The 15,395-nt window shown below is 59.6% G+C and carries 17 protein-coding genes; 7 read left to right on the plus strand and 10 right to left on the minus strand.

Annotation, left to right across the window (positions count from 1 at the left end; genetic code table 11):
* Positions 1 to 4 precede the first annotated feature (4 nt).
* Together BUB62_RS00395 and BUB62_RS00400 are read right to left on the minus strand one after the other, a co-directional pair.
* A complete protein-coding gene (locus tag BUB62_RS00395; protein ID WP_073104769.1) occupies positions 5 to 799 on the minus strand; it encodes an SdrD B-like domain-containing protein in 795 nt (264 codons plus the stop codon).
* A 135-nt stretch (positions 800 to 934) separates the two neighbouring features.
* Positions 935 to 2,713 carry an AMP-dependent synthetase/ligase gene (locus tag BUB62_RS00400; protein ID WP_073104772.1) on the minus strand — a complete coding sequence of 593 codons (1,779 nt, stop codon included), beginning with the start codon at positions 2,711 to 2,713 and terminating at the stop codon, positions 935 to 937.
* A gap of 237 nt (positions 2,714 to 2,950) precedes the next feature.
* On the opposite strand from BUB62_RS00400, the gene BUB62_RS00405 reads away from it, so the two are divergent.
* The 3 genes from BUB62_RS00405 (at position 2,951) to murQ (ending at position 5,688) form a co-directional block, all read left to right on the plus strand.
* Positions 2,951 to 4,099, plus strand: coding sequence for a formimidoylglutamase (locus BUB62_RS00405; RefSeq protein WP_073104775.1), 1,149 nt, complete (start codon positions 2,951 to 2,953; stop codon positions 4,097 to 4,099).
* A 287-nt stretch (positions 4,100 to 4,386) separates the two neighbouring features.
* A complete protein-coding gene (locus BUB62_RS00410; protein WP_073104778.1) occupies positions 4,387 to 4,659 on the plus strand; it encodes a cytochrome b5 domain-containing protein in 273 nt (90 codons plus the stop codon).
* A gap of 228 nt (positions 4,660 to 4,887) precedes the next feature.
* Complete coding sequence (gene murQ / locus BUB62_RS00415) at positions 4,888 to 5,688, plus strand: N-acetylmuramic acid 6-phosphate etherase (RefSeq protein ID WP_073104781.1); 801 nt, start codon at positions 4,888 to 4,890, stop codon at positions 5,686 to 5,688.
* A gap of 431 nt (positions 5,689 to 6,119) precedes the next feature.
* Here murQ and BUB62_RS00425 read toward each other — a convergent pair whose 3' ends face one another.
* Together BUB62_RS00425 and BUB62_RS00430 are read right to left on the minus strand one after the other, a co-directional pair.
* Positions 6,120 to 6,461, minus strand: coding sequence for a DUF5615 family PIN-like protein (locus BUB62_RS00425; protein WP_073104785.1), 342 nt, complete (start codon positions 6,459 to 6,461; stop codon positions 6,120 to 6,122).
* Between the two features lie 6 nt (positions 6,462 to 6,467).
* Positions 6,468 to 6,701 carry a DUF433 domain-containing protein gene (locus BUB62_RS00430; RefSeq protein WP_073104788.1) on the minus strand — a complete coding sequence of 78 codons (234 nt, stop codon included), beginning with the start codon at positions 6,699 to 6,701 and terminating at the stop codon, positions 6,468 to 6,470.
* 159 nt (positions 6,702 to 6,860) lie between these two features.
* Between BUB62_RS00430 and BUB62_RS00435 the strand changes: the two genes are divergently transcribed.
* Entirely contained in the window at positions 6,861 to 7,427 is a 567-nt protein-coding gene (locus BUB62_RS00435) for a hypothetical protein (RefSeq protein WP_073104791.1), read from the plus strand.
* 75 nt (positions 7,428 to 7,502) lie between these two features.
* On the opposite strand, the gene BUB62_RS00440 is transcribed toward BUB62_RS00435, so the two are convergent.
* The 3 genes from BUB62_RS00440 to era form a co-directional block, all read right to left on the minus strand.
* A complete protein-coding gene (locus tag BUB62_RS00440; RefSeq protein WP_073104793.1) occupies positions 7,503 to 7,751 on the minus strand; it encodes a hypothetical protein in 249 nt (82 codons plus the stop codon).
* A gap of 265 nt (positions 7,752 to 8,016) precedes the next feature.
* Complete coding sequence (gene der / locus BUB62_RS00445) at positions 8,017 to 9,339, minus strand: ribosome biogenesis GTPase Der (RefSeq protein WP_073104796.1); 1,323 nt, start codon at positions 9,337 to 9,339, stop codon at positions 8,017 to 8,019.
* 180 nt (positions 9,340 to 9,519) lie between these two features.
* Complete coding sequence (gene era / locus BUB62_RS00450; protein WP_073104799.1) at positions 9,520 to 10,419, minus strand: GTPase Era; 900 nt, start codon at positions 10,417 to 10,419, stop codon at positions 9,520 to 9,522.
* Between the two features lie 206 nt (positions 10,420 to 10,625).
* Between era and hemH the strand changes: the two genes are divergently transcribed.
* Entirely contained in the window at positions 10,626 to 11,669 is a 1,044-nt protein-coding gene (gene hemH, locus BUB62_RS00455) for a ferrochelatase (RefSeq protein ID WP_073104802.1), read from the plus strand.
* Here the strand turns inward: hemH and BUB62_RS00460 are convergent.
* Genes BUB62_RS00460 through BUB62_RS00470 form a run of 3 tightly spaced genes read right to left on the minus strand, consistent with a single transcriptional unit; the run spans position 11,666 to position 13,094 of the window.
* Positions 11,666 to 11,890, minus strand: a complete 225-nt coding sequence (locus BUB62_RS00460; RefSeq protein ID WP_143163967.1) for a hypothetical protein — start codon at positions 11,888 to 11,890, stop codon at positions 11,666 to 11,668. The genes hemH and BUB62_RS00460 overlap by 4 nt on opposite strands.
* Positions 11,891 to 11,896: 6 nt before the next feature.
* Positions 11,897 to 12,385 (minus strand): PRC-barrel domain-containing protein, encoded by a 489-nt coding sequence (locus tag BUB62_RS00465; RefSeq protein ID WP_073104807.1) that lies wholly within the window; start codon positions 12,383 to 12,385, stop codon positions 11,897 to 11,899.
* Positions 12,386 to 12,431: 46 nt separating this feature from the next.
* Positions 12,432 to 13,094, minus strand: a complete 663-nt coding sequence (locus BUB62_RS00470) for a hypothetical protein (RefSeq protein WP_073104810.1) — start codon at positions 13,092 to 13,094, stop codon at positions 12,432 to 12,434.
* 120 nt (positions 13,095 to 13,214) lie between these two features.
* Between BUB62_RS00470 and BUB62_RS00475 the strand changes: the two genes are divergently transcribed.
* Together BUB62_RS00475 and BUB62_RS00480 are read left to right on the plus strand one after the other, a co-directional pair.
* The gene (locus BUB62_RS00475) at positions 13,215 to 14,195 is read left to right on the plus strand and encodes a DUF2157 domain-containing protein (RefSeq protein ID WP_073104813.1); all 981 of its coding nucleotides are present in this window, start codon (positions 13,215 to 13,217) and stop codon (positions 14,193 to 14,195) included.
* Positions 14,192 to 15,391: a hypothetical protein gene (locus tag BUB62_RS00480; protein WP_073104817.1), complete on the plus strand. Its 1,200-nt coding sequence runs from the start codon at positions 14,192 to 14,194 to the stop codon at positions 15,389 to 15,391. Before BUB62_RS00475 ends, BUB62_RS00480 begins: the two co-directional genes overlap by 4 nt.
* Positions 15,392 to 15,395 lie beyond the last annotated feature (4 nt).

The raw sequence follows: 15,395 nt of genomic DNA on the forward strand, positions 1-15,395 counted from the left end.
TATACTACGGAACAACTACCGGCACGACTTGCGAGGCTGTTGGATTCATAGCCGGAAAAACTGTTCGCCCAGTAGTCGGGTCGTTGTAGCTGATGCTATAGTAGTCCGGTACTCCATACGCTACTACGTAAGCCGTACTGCCCGCAGCAAATCCTGCGCTGGTGAAGCGGCTACGCGTCACCTGAAAACTACCGGTTGAGCCTGAATACTGATAGACGTAATAGGTGCCCAGCAAGGTGCCGGTCGTAGAGGATACAGTCGACGTGGTGCCCCCATACAACACGACAGCCCGGTAGGAATTCGTCACCGCGTTGTTGTAGAAGAAGCCTGTCATCTCCGTGTAGTAGCCACTCGAAGGGTCGTACTTGGGCGCACTGGCCCGCAAGTTGGTTACCAGAGTTTGTGAGATGGCCGGCACGTAGGTTGAGGTGATGACTGTCGGGGCGTCGCCACCGACGTGACCAAAGCCGAAAATCTTGAAAGTACCCAGATCGTTCCGACTGAACGAGAGATTGTAAGTGCCGTTTTTCAGGTTGGCAAACTCATACCGGCCGCTAGCATTCGTGGTTTGTGTAAGCTGGGGCGTAACGCTGGTCACGGTCACTGTGACCCCTGCTTTGTTCAACTCTGTACCATCTTCACTAATCGGATTGACAAAGCCGACCAAGCTGCCAGACATGTTTGGGCCGGTGGGGCCAGCAGGCCCAGCGGGGCCCGGGTCACCTTGCTTACCAGTACAGTTGGCCAATAGCGACAAGGCGCAGATAGAGGCGAACAAAAGATTAGAAAACTTCCTCATAAAGGGAATGGTAAAAAAGAGAAAATAGGTTAAAAGCCGTCAAAATTATATATTATAAGTCAATAAATAAGCCTTGCTACTGCAGTAACAAGGCTTATTTATTGACTTATTGCTAAGCGCTGTCAGGCCTACTCCCTACCGCCGCTCGTCGCGGCTGTATAAGCCCTCAATCAGGCTCTTGTTGTTCTCCGTGATAATCTTGCGCTTCACCTTCATGGTGGGGGTCATTTCGCCGGTTTCTACAGTCCAGAGCTGAGGCAGCAGCGCAATCTTCTTCACCTGCTCCCACTGGGCAAAGCCCTGGTTGTACTTCTTCACCAGGTCTTCGTACATCTCCACCACCTTTTCCTTTTTAACCAGCTCTTCGTTCGAGCAGTCGCAGTCCACGCCGTTGCGCTTGCACCAGCCTTTCAGGTCGTCGAAGTTGGGGATGACGAGGGCGGCGGGGAACTTCTGGTCGGCCCCGACCACCATGGCCTGCTCCACCAGCGGCGACTCTTTCAGCTTACCCTCAATCACCTGCGGGGCAATGTACTTGCCGCCGGAGGTTTTGAACATCTCCTTTTTGCGGTCCGTGATTTTGAGGAACTTACCCTCCACCATCTCGCCGATGTCGCCGGTATGGAACCAGCCCTCGGCATCAAACTCCTTGGCCGTTAGCTCGGGCTGGTTGTAGTAGCCCACCATCACGGAGTCCGATTTGGTCAGGATTTCGCCGTCGGCGGCAATCTTCACCTGCGTGTTGTCGATGATGGGGCCCACGGTGCCAATCATGTTGTTTTCGGGCTCGAAGCCGCCCACGGCAATTACCGGCGAGGTTTCCGTCAGGCCGTAGCCTTCCATCACCCGGATGCCGGCGGCCCAGAACACCCGCGCCAGCCGGGGCTGCAGGGCCCCGCCCCCGCTCACTATGCAGCGCAGATTGCCGCCCAGCGCCTCACGCCACTTGTTGAAGATGAGCTTATTGGCCAGCTTGAGCTGGGTATTGTAGAGGAAGCCGTGGTCTTTCTGATTGTCGTATTTCAGGCCCAGATCCAGGGCCCAGAAGAACAGGCCTTTTTTGGCTCCTTCCAGCGTGTGGCCCTTGGCCACGATCTTGTCGTACACTTTTTCCAGCAGGCGCGGCACGGTGGTGAAGATTTCGGGCTTCACCTCGCGCAGGTTATCGGCAATGACTTCCATGCTCTCGGCGTAGTAGATGCTCACGCCGTTGATCATGTAGAGGTACGTCACCATGCGCTCGAAGATGTGGCAGAGCGGCAGGAAGCTCAGGGCCTTGTCGTTGGCCGTGACGGGCACGAAGCGCTGGGAGTTGCGGCAGTTGCTCAGAATATTGTTGTGGCTGAGCATCACGCCTTTGGGGTTGCCGGTGGTGCCGCTGGTATAGATGATGGTGAGCAGATCCTGGGGCTGCACGGCGGCTTTGAGGGGCTCCAGCGTCGCGGGGTCGCCTTTTTTGCCTATTTCCAGCAGCTCGCTGAAGTGGCGGGCTCCCTCCACCTTATCGAAGGTGAAAACGTGCTGCACCTCGGGAAGGGCGGCGGTGGCTTCTTTTACTTTGGCATACAGCGCCTTGTCGGCCACGAATACGGCTTTCACGCCCGCATCCTTGAAAATATACTTGTAGTCTTCCACCGTAATGCTGGGGTACATCGGCACGCTGGTGGCTCCGAGCTGGGCAATGCCGAAATCGGCGAACATCCACTCGGGGCGGTTCATGGAGATGATAGCCACCTTGTCGCCTTTGTTAATTCCGAGCGACAGCAACCCCAGACTGACCTGATTGGCCGTGTCCTGCACTTGCTGGGTGCTGGTTTTTTGCCAGGTTCCCGCGATTTTGGCCGCGAGGCAATCGGCTTTGGGCGTGTTGGCGAGTTGGTGGGTCAGAATGTCAAAGGAACGACGGACTTCCATGGTGGAGAGGGAGCTACGGAGGGTGGGAATAGCAGCGCGCCGGACCGCGAGAGGACTGAGCAGCTGCTTGTTTGCGTGGAAAAATAGCCAAATCCGGGCAGGAAAGGCTGCTTAAATAAATAGATTTTTTGGCGGAAACCCTATTCACGCCGTCGCCACCGGGCCCAAACACCGCCGAAATACGCGCAGGGGTGGCCGCTTTTGCGTAGTTTTGTTCACCTGCCCTTCCCGCGCCCGATGAATCTGGCCATCTTCTTTGATCCGCTCCCCGAGGAGCTTACCGCCCCCGCGGCGGCTTCTACTACGCTGGCAAACTACGCCACGCGCTTCCAGGACACGTTTCCGGACTGGCGCACCGCCGATCTGGCCCTCATCGGGCTGGACGAGTGGCGCGGCAGTGCTGCCGGCGCGCCCGCCCAGCACGGGGCCGATGAGGTGCGCCGCCGCTTCTACCAGCTCCAGAAAGGCACCGGCTCCCTGCGCCTCGTCGATTTGGGCAACCTGCGCCCCGGCCTCACGCTGGAAGACACCTATCTGCGCCTGCGCGAAATCATCGGCACGCTGCTGGAGCACAACACGGTGCCCATCCTGCTCGGCGGCAGCCACGACCTCGACTACGGCCAGTTTCTGGCCTACGAAAACCTGGACCGCCCCGTCAGCTTCGCCACCGTCGACTCGCACGTGGACATGGCCGAGCACGACACGGCCGCGCCCGAGGCGGCCCACCTGCGGCGCATTCTGATGCACGAGCCCAGCTTCCTGTTCAACTTCGCCCAGCTCGCCCACCAGCAATACTTAGTGGCTGCCGACGTGCTGGCCGCCCTCGAAAAGCTGCACTTCGAAACCCTGCGCCTGGGCCAGGTGCGCGACGATATCCGGCAGGCCGAGCCGCTGCTGCGCCAGGCCGACTTCGTGAGCTTCGACGTGGCCGCGCTGCGCTGGAACGACGCGCCCGCTTACTACCCCGCCAACCCCTTCGGCCTCACCAACGAGGAAGCCGCCAAGCTGGCCTGGTACGCCGGCCACAACGACCAGCTCAGCTCCTTCGGCCTCTACGGCTACCGCCCCTGCTACGACCAGCACGGCCTGGCTGCCAGCACCCTGGCCACCATGCTCTGGTACTTCGTGGAGGGCTTCTACCACCGCCGCGGCGAAACCGACTTCCAGAGCCGCCGCTTCACGCGCTACGCCGTGGGCCTGCCCGGCTCGCCGGCCAAGCTGGTGTTCTACAAAGCCAAGCGCACCGAAAAGTGGTGGCTGGAAGTGGAAAGCATGGCCAACAGCGACATTAAGCGCATTGTGCCCTGCAGCTACGAGGACTATTTCAAAGCCGCCCAGGGCGACTTGCCCAACCGCTGGATCCTGACACAGGCGCTGCTGGGGTAGAGACGCATACTTGCGTCTCGTCGTTGAACGACAACCCGGCAAACGGCGCGAACGACGAGACGCAAGTATGCGTCTCTACACCGTATCCGCTTTCTGAAATTTCAACGCAAACAGCTTCTTACTATAGTTCTCCGGTTGGTATACAAGTCGTCTGGCTCCCCTCTCCCCAAGGCTTCGCGCCTAAAGCGAACCGGGGCCGGGGGTGAGGTCCCGAGACTGCACCAGACACCCCAATCTGAGAACGGCTATAAAATGCTGACCACCCGCACCTGGCAACTCCCAACAGAATGACCCCGGCAACTGGCAATTCGCAACCAACAACCGATACCCTCCCCGAATACTCCCGCGCCCAGCTGGCCCTGCGCAACGGCCAGGACCGCGACGAAATCTGGGTGGGCTACCAGGGCCTGATCTACGACGTGACCAAATCCCGCCTCTGGAAGCGCGGCAACCACTACGAGCACTGGGCCGGCCAGGACCTGACCCGCGAGCTGGACCGCGACGCGCCCCACACCCCCAACGTCTTCGACAAGTTCTCCGTTATCGGACGCCTGAAGTGACGCTGAAACGCAGCCGCCACGGAAGCCGCCTGTCATTGCGAGGAGGAACGACGAAGCAATCCGTCCTGAACAACGAGCCAAACGTTGATTAATCAGAAAGCCCTGTCTTCAACATCCACCAGGGCTTTGTAGGTCAACAGGGCTTTTCACATTTGAGAGGACGGATTGCTTCGTTCCTCGCAATGACAGGCCAGCACATCAGCACATTAAAAATTAGCACATCAAGAAATGTCTACCGAAAGCCCCTCCCACTTCAACCACCTCGAAACCCTCTCCACCCGCGAGCTGCTGGCCGGCATCAACAGCGTAGACCAGACGGTGCCCCAGGTGGTGGCCGGCGCGCTGCCGCAGATTGAGGCCCTGGTCGAAGCCACCGTGGCGCGGCTGCAGCGCGGCGGCCGGCTGTTCTACATCGGGGCGGGCACCAGCGGGCGGCTGGGCATCTTGGATGCTTCGGAGTGCCCGCCTACGTTTGGCGTGCCCGCCGGCCTGGTCGTGGGCATCATCGCCGGCGGCGACTCGGCCATCCGCAAAGCCGTGGAAAACGCCGAGGACGACCCCCAGCAGGCCTGGCGCGACCTGGCCGCCTACAATATCAACGCCGATGATATCCTGGTCGGCATTGCCGCCTCCGGCCGCACGCCCTACGTGATTGGCGGCCTGGCCCTGGCCCGCCGCCACGGCATTGCCACCGGCTGCATCGTCTGCAACCCCGACTCCGCCGTGGCCGCCGTATCCGACTATCCCGTGGAGGCCGTCACCGGCCCCGAGTTCGTGACGGGCAGCACCCGCCTCAAGGCCGGCACCGCCCAGAAGCTGGTGCTCAACATGCTCACCACCGCCACCATGATCCGCCTGGGCCGCGTGAAAGGCAACAAAATGGTGGACATGCAGCTCTCCAACCTCAAGCTCGTGGACCGCGGCGAAAAGATGATCATGGACGAGCTGGGTATCCCGCAGGAAGAAGCCGCGGCGCTGCTGAAGCAACATGGCTCGGTGCGGGCGGCTATTGAGGCGTATAAACGCTAAGGACTCTTATGGAAGGCCACGTTATCCAACAGCACCTGGGCAAGATTGGAGCCTTGGTAATAATCGGCCAATGGGCCGTACTGCAGTATGTTTTGCAGTTGGATAAACATGACCCTTTGATGAGTCTGATTGATGGCGGGTTCTTGTTCTTACCGCTCGGTTTAGTGTTAGTAACTATAGCGTATATGGCTTTCCGGGCCGGACGCTGGCTTGCGGGCTGTGTTTTACTTGCATTTTGCTTGCCGGAACTTCTGCTAGGAGCCGCGATGCTATATGTACATACAGCTTAGCAGGCGTAAGCCTAACGCGCCCCCCACTACCGCCGCCACTCTATTGTTGCTGGCTCCCCAGCTGGAGCGAGTTTAACATAGCTTTTACCAGCTATGACGTAAAAACTGACCCGCCATTGATGCGCGGGCGGCAAACCGGCTTCACCCCAACCGCAACAGCAATAGCCCAAACTCCGTCTGCTCCCCCAAAAACTCCCGAAGCTGCGGCAGCTTGGCCAGCAGGAACTCCGCCAGCTTAGCCGCGGGCACCTGCGCGTTCTGTATGGCCACCACACGGGGCGGAAATCCCTCGGTAATCACCAGCCGCAGGAAATCTTCATCCTTGGTTACAATATCATAGCCATGTTGGCGGGCGTAGCGCCAGATAGTGGTATCCGGGCTGTTCGCCAGGCCCACGTCGCGTACGTGCAACACCGCCGCGCAGTGCGGGCGCAAGTAGGCTGCTAAGCGCCACGATATATTTTCGTCCAACAGTAGCCGCATGCTTACTTACGCCACGGAAAGCAGCACCACGCTTTCCTTATAGGCCGCATATAGCAAACAAGCCCGCACCTGCTCCGGACCGATGGCTGGGAAATCCTCCTGAATATCGGCTGTGCTCATGCCATTGGCCAGCATTTCCAGCACCTCCGCCACCGTAGTGCGTGTGCCCTTCACCACCGGCTTGCCAAAGCGCACCTGCGGATTCAGTTCGATGTAAGCAGAAATAGCGGTAGCATCCATAGCAGTACAAGTTAGCGGGTCGTTTCTAAACTTAATCAAAAAGCAGTCGATAGCTGTACGCAATACCAGCTGTCCCGGCCCCAACAAGCGTACGAACCCGGAGCTTTTCCGGCTCCCGGTTGTTGCTTCTTCATCCGTGTACCCTTATCCGCGTCTGCCGTGCATACCATTGAGCCGCATTACAACTGGATTGACCAGTACTCCGCCTCCGAAGACCCCCGCTCCCCCCTCTTCGAAGCCGAAAACAGCCTCGACACCTTCACCAATACCATCTACGGCTACTACATCCACCCCCAGTGGGACAGCCTCGACTCCGACACGCTCTTTCTCAAAATTCTGTTTGTCGACTACGACGAGGGCATCGGCATCATCGAGCTGCTCGGCGAGTGGAACGACGCCATCGAAAACGACGTGATGCAGCTCAAGCGCAACATCATTGATCTGATGGTGCACGAAGGCATCCGCAAGTTCATCCTCGTGGGCGAAAACGTGTTCAACTTCCACGGCTCCGACGACAGCTACTACGAAGAGTGGTTCGAAGACGTGGAAGACGGCTGGATTGCCGGCCTCAACTTCGCCGAGCACGTCATCCGCGAAATGCGCCAGTACAACGTAGACAGCTACATCAACTTCGGCGGCCAGCTCGACGAACTCCCCTGGCGCACCTACGCCCCCCGCAAGCTCTTCAAGGCTGTGGATAAGATTATTGGGCACCGCCTGGGGTAGGAGCCTGCCGCAAACAAAAAAAAGAGCCTCTCCGCCAGGGAGAGGCTCTTTTGACAAGCCTGAAAGGCCGGGAAACTACTTAACTTCCTGAGCGGGAGTCTCGGTAGCAGCGGGCATCTTGTCAGCCGACTCTTCCATAGCGTCAGCCTTGTTGTCGGCCGAGTCACGTACGGCATCAGCCTGATCTTCCATAGCGTCAGCTTTGGCTTCGCCAGCAGCTTCTACGTTTTCAGCAGCCTGCTCGGTAGCCTCTTCTTTCTTGCTCTCGCAAGAAGAGAACGACAGGGAAACAGCAGCCAGGGCGAGGAAAAGAACTTTTTTCATGATGAGGGTTTGTTGGGGAAATGAAAATTCGATTGGGAGTGAAGTAAGCGGCTCGCCGCGAAATTCAGGGGTTTATACTAACCTCAACTGAAGGTAACCCGGCGCGGGAGAAAAATATTTCGCCCTTTTGGTATCCTCAGCCACCAGCCCGTCATGCTGAGCTTGTCGAAGCATCTCTACCACGCCGTTTGGGTGGTAACTCAACGAAGCGGTAGAGATGCTTCGACAAGCTCAGCATGACGGGCTGATAATAGGTAATGCCAGTTTACTTCTTGCGGAAAATAACGCCAATCGGGACGCCTTCGAAGCCGAAGTTTTCGCGCAGGCGATTTTCCAGGTAGCGCACGTAGGAGTCGCGCACGTACTGGGGCAGGTTGCAGAAGAAGGCAAACACCGGGTTGTGCGTGGGCAGCTGCGTCACGTACTTAATACGCACCATCTTACCCTTCACGGATGGTGGCTGGTGCTCCTCAATGGCGCGCAGCATCACCTCGTTCAGCTGCGAAGTCGGGATTTTCTTGGTCTTGTTCGCATACACCTGAATGGCCGTTTCAATGGCCTTGTGCACACGCTGCTTGGTCGTAACGGAGGTGAAAATGATGGGCGGATAGGCAATTGGCGCAATCTTCTCCAGAATTTCCTCCTCGATTTTCTTGGTCGTGTTGGTTTCCTTATCCTCGATGAGGTCCCACTTGTTCACCAGAATCACGATGCCTTTGCGGTTCTTGTCGGCCAGGGCGATGATGTTCACGTCCTGAGCCTCAATGCCGCGGGTAGCATCCAGCATCACGATGCAGACGTCGGACTCTTCCATGGCCCGGATGGAGCGCAGCACGGAATAGAATTCGATGTCCTCCTTCACCTTGGTCTTGCGGCGCAATCCGGCGGTGTCAATCAGGATAAACTCGTTGCCGAAGGCGTTGTAGCGCGTCTTGATGGCATCCCGCGTGGTGCCGGCAATATCGGTCACGATGGTGCGCTCCTCGCCCAGCAGCAGGTTTACCAAGCTCGACTTGCCCACGTTCGGGCGGCCGACCACGGCAATCTTGGGCAGGCCTTCGTCCTGCACTTCTTCCCATGGATCCTCGAAGTGCGACACCACGGCATCGAGCAAATCGCCGGTGCCGGAGCCGCTCTGCGAGCTGATGGTGAAGATGTCGCCGTCGCCCACGCCGAGGGCATAGAACTCGCCGGCCGCGTGGGCGCGGGCGTTGGTATCAGCCTTGTTGCCAACGATGTAAATCGGCTTTTTGCCCTGGTAGCGGCGCAGCACGTTGGCAAACTCCTCGTCGAGGCCGTGCATACCGGCTTCCACGTCGACCATGAACAAAACCACATCGGCCTCATCAATGGCCAGCTTTACCTGGCGGCGGATGCTTTCCTCGAACACGTCGTCGGAGCCGTGTACGTAGCCGCCGGTGTCGATGACCGTGAAGTGCTTCCCGATCCAGTCGCCGTAGCCGTAGTGCCGGTCGCGGGTTACGCCGCTCTGGTTGTCCATGATGGCCTTGCGCTGGCCAACCAGGCGGTTGAAAAGGGTGGATTTGCCCACGTTCGGGCGCCCCACAATGGCAATGGTATTCTTCATACGTCTGACTCCAGCCGCCGGCCCGACCAAGTTCGGCAGTGCCCGGAGTAGTTAAGTGAATGTGAGGTCGGAAAGTGGTGAGTTGGTGACTTAGTGATTTAGTGAGTTTGCTGCTCTAGCTGCGCATATGGCGCAAGCCGAACAGCAAACTCACTAAATCACTAAGTCACCAACTCACCATTATTGCTTATACCCAAACTTATTCAGCGCTTTGGGGTCGGTGCGCCAGTTTTCGTTGACTTTGACGTAGGTTTCGAGGAAGACCTGCTTGTTGAAGAACTTCTCCATTTCCTCGCGGGCCCAGATGCCAACTTTCTTCAAAGCCGCGCCTTTCTGCCCGATAATGATGCCCTTCTGGCTGGCCCGCTCCACGTAGATGACGGCCCGGACGTGGATGATGGTTTCTTCCTCCTTGAACTCCTCGATTTCGACCTCGCAGCTATACGGAACTTCTTTTTTATAGAGCTTGAAGATCTTCTCCCGAATCATTTCGGCGGCGAAGAAGCGCTCCGGCTTGTCGGTCATCTCATCCTTGGGGTAATAGGCCGGATGCTCGGGCAGGTAGCCCAGAATCAGGTCGAGCAGCTCGCCGGTGCCGAACTTTTCCAGCGCCGAGATGGGCAATACGCGGGCCGCGTTGGGCAGTTGCTCGCGCCAGTAGTCCACCTTGGCTTCCACCACGGCCTGGTCGGCCTGGTCGATTTTGTTGACGAGCAGCAGAATCGGCGTGTCCACCATCTTGCGCAGGCGCTCCACTACCGGCTCCTCGTCGTGCTTTTCGTAGATGTCCGTCACGAACAACACCACGTCGGCATCTTCCAACGATGAGTACACGAACGACATCATGGCGTTGTGCAGCTCGTATTTGGGCTGAATGATGCCGGGCGTGTCGGAGTACACCAGCTGAAAGTCGTCGCCGTTCAGGATGCCCAGAATGCGGTGGCGCGTGGTCTGGGCCTTGCTGGTCACGATGCTGAGCCGCTCGCCCATCAGCGCGTTCATCAGCGTCGACTTGCCCACGTTGGGTTTGCCGATAATACTCACAAAGCCAGCACGGTGCGGTTTAGGTTCAGTCGTCATTTCCAGTTCTGAAATTGGGCCCGCAAAGGTACGACTTTTACGCCGCCGCTCCGATAGATCCTAAAACATAGCGGCCAGCAAGATTGTCTGCCCTGCAAAGTTTCACTTCGCCGCGCGTTGTGCGACCTTTGCAGCCGCCTTACCCGTCGTTTGCCGGCGGCCGGATTCTCCGGTCGCGCAGCGGCCCTTTGTGTTATTCTCCGTTTATGTCCGCTCCCGCCTCCGCCCAACGCCGCATCGGCGTGCTGCTCGTCAACCTCGGCACGCCCGACTCGCCCCAGACGCCCGACGTGCGGCGCTACCTGAATGAATTCCTCACCGATGGCCGCGTGGTGGATATGCCGGCCGCTATCCGCTACCCGCTGTTTCGCGGGCTGGTTGTGCCGCTGCGGGCCCCGAAATCGGCTAAAATCTACCAGGAGCTCTGGACGGAGCGCGGCTCGCCCCTGCTTTTCCACGGCCTCGACCTGCAGAAGAAAGTGCAGGAGCAGCTGGGCCCGAACTACGTGGTGGCGTTCGGGATGCGCTACCAGAACCCGAGCATTGAGAAGGCGCTGGCGGAGCTGCGCGACGCGGCCGTGGAGCGCATTATCGTGCTGCCGCTGTTTCCGCAGTATGCGGCGGCCAGCACAGGCTCGGTGCAGCAGAAGGTGATGGAACTCGTGAGCAAGTGGTGGGTAGTGCCGAGCATCAGCTTCATCAGCACGTTTACCGATAATCCGGGCTTTATCGGCACCATCGTCACGCTGGGCAAGGCCGAAATGGCCAAGCGTGACTACGACCACATCGTGTTCAGCTACCACGGCATCCCGGAGCGGCACGTGCTAAAGGGCAGCCACAACGGCTACTGCAAGCTAGGCAACTGCTGCGCCAGCTACAACAAGAACAACCGCTACTGCTACCGCGCCCAGTGCTTCGAAACCTCGCGTCTGGTGGCCGCCGGCCTGGGACTCTCGCCGGAGCAGTACACGGTAGCCTTCCAGAGCCGCCTGCAAAGCCGCCTGCGCGACCCATGGCTGCAGCCCTACACCGACGAAGTGCTGAAGGAAATGCCCGCCAAAGGCCTCAAAAACGTGCTGGCCTTCAGCCCTGCCTTCGTCGCTGATTGCCTGGAAACGACCATCGAAGTCGGCTCCGAGTTCAAGGAGCTATTCGAAGAAGCCGGCGGCAACCATTGGCAACTGGTGCCTTCGCTGAACTCGCATCCGCAATGGGTGGATGCCGTGGTGGGGATGGTGAAGGAGAATTAATTCTCGCCGCGGAACAGCCGCAGCGCGGCGGCAGATTTGTAGAATCGAAGCAGAAAAAAGGTGAAAGCCGCGAAGCGGTGGCAGAAACGCCCGAGCGGCTCTGTCACCGCTTCGCGGCTTTTTTGTGCAGCTGCGTTTACTACTACAAATCTGTCGTCGCGCAGCGGCTGTTCAGCTACGCCGTTCAACTGATCGGCACTGACTGAAAAGCGCCGCACCAAAGCTGTTTAGCTGCCCTCGCCCAGCCGGCGGCGCTGATAAAAGCGCTGGTCGTTGTAAGAATCCTGGTCGTAGAAACTGCCGGGGCCGGCAGCGGGCAGCGGCAGTTTCAAAGAGCGCAACATGGCTTCTTCGTACTCCCGGGTTATCTGGATTTCGACGTAGGGCGGGTACTCCAGCACCGATTCCTGGGTAAGTGAGGTCACGAATACGTTGTCGCCATCCTCATCCAAAGCGGCCACGCCGATGGGCAGCAGAATGTGGCGCTCGTGCTCATTAATCTGCAGCGCGGCATCCAGCTCAATATCGAGGTAGCGCACCTTCAAGGCCTGGGAGTCCACAATCAACTCGAACACTTCGCCGAACTTCTTGCCGTCGCCGCCCCGCACCGACCAGCCGCGCACGTCGGGGTTGCCATCGGCCACTTCAAACTCGGTCAGGTCGCGCAGGCGGCGCAGGTGCATGCCATCGGCAGAGGGAATAGTGGTATTTTCCATGAAAAGCGGGGCGTTATGTCAATAATTCAGCACTGAGCTACCTGGTTCAGGAGGCCGATTCGCTCAATGCCCGCACGATTTCGGCGGCCTTCGTGAAGAAGGCTTGCAGCTGAGGCTGATCGGCGGCCGTCTGGCGGCCCGAAAGCTGGCGGGCCTGCTCGGTCAGCTCGCTCACCGGGCCTTCCAGGTCGGGGTAGGCTTTCTGCTGCATAGCCTGCAACAGAGCCGTGACGGCTACCAGGCCGGGTTTCAGGCTGGCGTTGGCTTCATTGAGGCGGCTGGTGGCGCTGGTCAGGTCATTGCGCTTTTCGCTCACGGCGGGGTCGCGCAGGTCGGCGCGGTCGGCCAGGTCGGAGAGGGTGGCGCTGAACATTCGTAGACCGCGGCGGCCGTAGTCGGGAGTGGCGGTTTCGGCGGCAAACGCGGCCAGTTCATCGGGGGTGGCGGGAGCTTCTTCGGCAGCCATATCGGCTACGGCGGCGTTGTTGGTGCCATCGGCGGGCGGCGGGGTGGCGCGGGCAATGGCTTCAGCCTCCGCATCGGAAACCGGAGCGGTAGTGCTGGCCGCCGGGGCAGCGGGCGTAGGCGAAGGGCCGGTATCGGAGCGCAGAAAGAAGTAGGCAATCAGACCCAATACGGCCAGGGCCAGCAGCACGAGCAGCCAGGGGCTGGGCGAGGATTTCTTGCGTTGAATGTTGATTTCGGCCATGCGAGCAAACCAGTTTTAGCACGCGGCCGCCCCCATTGGCAGCCGCTCAGTGCCGAATGATACGCATTCCGCGAGAGTTGGTATGTTTACCCGAACCTTATTGGCTTCCGGCCGCTGCCTATGTCCTGCGAGGAAATAATTGCCGACCTGACTGCCAGGGAGTTGCTGCCGCCCGCGCAGGCCGCCGCTATCCGCGACTATGAGCGCACCCGCCCCTTCTCGCTGCACTACGAGCTGCGCACGCTGCTGTATCTGGGCATCGTGCTGCTCAGCGGCGGGCTGGGCGTGCTGCTCTATCAGCATCTGGATGAGCTGAGCCACGGCGTTATCATTGCCGGGCTGGTGACTATTCTGCTGGCCTGCTTCCTGTATGCCTTCCGGCACCGCGCGCCCTTCACCTGGCAGCTCGCGCCCCCGGCCGGCGTGCTGCCCGATTATCTGCTCTTGCTGGGCTGCCTCACGTTTCTGACCCTCGAAGGCTACGTGCAGGCCCAGTACCAAGTGTTCGGCACGCGCTACGGGCTGGCGCTAATGCTGCCGGCGGTGCTGTTTTTCGCGCTAGCCTACCTGTTCGACCACCGGGGCGTGCTTTCAATGGCCATCACGGCGCTGGCGGCGTGGGTGGGCGTGAGCATCGCCCCGACTTCCGCCTTCGTGCGCAACGACTTTTCCAGCGTTGACCTCAGCGGCAGCGCCATTTTGCTGGGCCTGCTATTGCTGGGCGCGGGGCTGGCTTCCGAACGGCTAAACCGCAAGCCGCACTTCGCCTTCACCTACATTTCGCTGGGCAGCAATCTGGCCCTGCTGGCCGCCACGGCCGCGCTTTTTTCCTACCAGCGGGCTGTGCTCCCGCCCTTCGCGGCGGGCATCCTGATTCTGGCTATCAGCACCTTTCTGGTCTGGTACGCCCGCCGCACGCATTCCTACCTGTTTCTGCTGATGGGCGTGGTATATGGCTACATCGTGGTGACGTATGGGTTCTTTCAGCTGCTGGACTTTTCGGGCGGAGACTGGTTTTTGGCGAGCCTTTACTTCCCTCTATCGGCGGCGGGCGTCGTATTTCTCTTCAAGAATATCCACAAAATTCTGCGCCAGCCATGAATGTAAAAGCCTATCCTACGGCTTGGCCTTATGCAGAAGCCGTGCAGAAGCTGGCCCGCCGCTGGCAGCGGCAACAGCTGATTTCCGCGCCTCAGATGGAGGCCATCAAGGCCGCGTATCCGCTGAGCTATTATCGGCCCCACGTATTTATTCGCGTCGGCCTGTTCGTGTTCACGCTGTTTGGGTGCTGTGCGGCGGCTGGTCTTATTCCTGGGTTGCTGGGGTTTCAGAATTTCAACTTCATTTTGCTGGCTCTGCTTTGTGCTGGCGGCAGCCTACTTCTGCTCGAACACCTCATTCGCGAATCCCAGCTCTACCATTCAGGCTCCGACAATGCGCTGCTATATTTCAGCCTGACTTGCCTGATTTTCGCGGTTTTCTACGCCGTCGGCGAAGCCACACCGGCTCCGTACCGCGCCAGCTTCTCGCTCACCAACCCATTTCTGCTGCTGGCGCTGCTGCCCACGCTGGGCCTGCTGATGGCTGCCGTCATCCGCTACGCCGACCGCTGGGTGGCGGCCGTGACCTACTGCACCTACCTGCTGCTCGTTGCGGGCTTTCTGCTGCAGTTCGCGGCCGGGCGGTTGGTGCTGTCTTTTGCCATCATGTTGGCTTCCGCGGCGGCCTACGCGCTGGTGCTCCGCCTGGCCCGCCGCCCCGATTATCTGTACTACAAGCCCTGCTTCGATCTGCTGAAAGCGCTGGCCCTGATTACGTTTTATCTGGGCGGCAACTACCTGGTGGTGCGCGAGGGCAACGCGGCCCTAAGCGCACTGACGGTTTCGCGGCAGGTGCCGTTCGCGCCCCTGTTCCACTTTTTCACGGCGGGTATTCCGCTGCTATACATCGTGGTGGGCCTGCGCCGCCCGCACCGCACCTGGCTCATTGTGGGGTTGCTCGCGCTGGCGTTTTCGCTCTACACGCTCCGCTTCTACCGTGCCCTGCTGCCGCCCGAAATAGCCGCCACGCTGGCCGGGGCCGTACTCATCAGCCTCACCGTTTGGGCTTTCCGCTACCTGCGCACGCCTCGCCACGGCCTCAGCGCCGCCGCGGAGGGCGACGAGAACAAGGATTCGCTGCTCAATCTGGAATCTCTGGTAGTAGCCCAGACTGCCCACGCCCCCACCCCGCAGCCCCGCGGCTTCGAGTTTGGCGGCGGCAGCTCCGGCGGCGGCGGGGCCGATGGCAAGTATTGAAAAC

It is taken from the genome of Hymenobacter daecheongensis DSM 21074, from assembly GCF_900141805.1.
Lineage (GTDB): Bacteria > Bacteroidota > Bacteroidia > Cytophagales > Hymenobacteraceae > Hymenobacter > Hymenobacter daecheongensis.

What these genes read in the sequence shown, in the direction of transcription:
- BUB62_RS00405 (WP_073104775.1), top strand. Translation starts at nt 2,951, where the DNA reads ATGAATCTGGCCATCTTCTTTGATCCGCTCCCCGAGGAGCTTACCGCC.
- BUB62_RS00465 (WP_073104807.1), bottom strand. Translation starts at nt 12,385, where the DNA reads ATGGAAAATACCACTATTCCCTCTGCCGATGGCATGCACCTGCGCCGC.
- BUB62_RS00425 (WP_073104785.1), bottom strand. Translation starts at nt 6,461, where the DNA reads ATGCGGCTACTGTTGGACGAAAATATATCGTGGCGCTTAGCAGCCTAC.
- der (WP_073104796.1), bottom strand. Translation starts at nt 9,339, where the DNA reads ATGAAGAATACCATTGCCATTGTGGGGCGCCCGAACGTGGGCAAATCC.
- BUB62_RS00470 (WP_073104810.1), bottom strand. Translation starts at nt 13,094, where the DNA reads ATGGCCGAAATCAACATTCAACGCAAGAAATCCTCGCCCAGCCCCTGG.
- BUB62_RS00475 (WP_073104813.1), top strand. Translation starts at nt 13,215, where the DNA reads ATGTCCTGCGAGGAAATAATTGCCGACCTGACTGCCAGGGAGTTGCTG.
- BUB62_RS00400 (WP_073104772.1), bottom strand. Translation starts at nt 2,713, where the DNA reads ATGGAAGTCCGTCGTTCCTTTGACATTCTGACCCACCAACTCGCCAAC.
- hemH (WP_073104802.1), top strand. Translation starts at nt 10,626, where the DNA reads ATGTCCGCTCCCGCCTCCGCCCAACGCCGCATCGGCGTGCTGCTCGTC.
- BUB62_RS00395 (WP_073104769.1), bottom strand. Translation starts at nt 799, where the DNA reads ATGAGGAAGTTTTCTAATCTTTTGTTCGCCTCTATCTGCGCCTTGTCG.
- BUB62_RS00430 (WP_073104788.1), bottom strand. Translation starts at nt 6,701, where the DNA reads ATGGATGCTACCGCTATTTCTGCTTACATCGAACTGAATCCGCAGGTG.
- murQ (WP_073104781.1), top strand. Translation starts at nt 4,888, where the DNA reads ATGTCTACCGAAAGCCCCTCCCACTTCAACCACCTCGAAACCCTCTCC.
- era (WP_073104799.1), bottom strand. Translation starts at nt 10,419, where the DNA reads ATGACGACTGAACCTAAACCGCACCGTGCTGGCTTTGTGAGTATTATC.
- BUB62_RS00410 (WP_073104778.1), top strand. Translation starts at nt 4,387, where the DNA reads ATGACCCCGGCAACTGGCAATTCGCAACCAACAACCGATACCCTCCCC.
- BUB62_RS00480 (WP_073104817.1), top strand. Translation starts at nt 14,192, where the DNA reads ATGAATGTAAAAGCCTATCCTACGGCTTGGCCTTATGCAGAAGCCGTG.
- BUB62_RS00440 (WP_073104793.1), bottom strand. Translation starts at nt 7,751, where the DNA reads ATGAAAAAAGTTCTTTTCCTCGCCCTGGCTGCTGTTTCCCTGTCGTTC.